This window comes from Brevundimonas sp. UBA2416, assembly GCF_002343105.1.
Classification (GTDB): domain Bacteria; phylum Pseudomonadota; class Alphaproteobacteria; order Caulobacterales; family Caulobacteraceae; genus Brevundimonas.
On the sequence record NZ_DDRM01000018.1, the window covers coordinates 95,221 to 95,679 of the forward strand.

1 protein-coding gene is annotated in these 459 nt (G+C 70.2%); it reads left to right on the forward strand.

Annotated features, from left to right (window positions below; genetic code table 11):
• Positions 1 to 459: CHC2 zinc finger domain-containing protein (locus B3E43_RS06270; protein ID WP_292027665.1), on the forward strand; the 459-nt coding region annotated here is incomplete at both ends.

The following is a 459-nucleotide window of genomic DNA, read 5'->3' on the forward strand; positions in this document are numbered from 1 at the left end:
CAAGGGCTTCTTCCACGACTTCTCGTCGGGCAAGCACGGCGACGTCATCAGTTTCCTGCAGGAGACCGAGCGGCTCAGCTTCGTCGAGGCGGTGCAGCGGCTGGCGGGGGAGGCGGGCATGGCCCTGCCGGCCGAGGATCCGCAGGCCGCTGAACGCGAGGCGAAGAAGCAGGGCCTGACCGACTGGATGGACCTGGCCCAGAAATGGTTCGCCGCCAATCTGCGCCGCTCGCCGGGCAAGGCGGCGCGGGAATATCTCGAGAAACGCGGCCTGCCCGAAGACCAGTGGGAGCGGTTCGGGCTGGGCTATGCGCCCAACGATCGCGAGGGGCTGAAGGCCGCCCTCGTCCAGCGGGGCGCCAGGCCGGGCGACCTCGTCGAGGCCGGGATGCTGATCGCGCCCGAGGGCGGCGGCCAGCCCTATGACCGGTTCCGCGACCGGCTGATGTTCCCGATCCT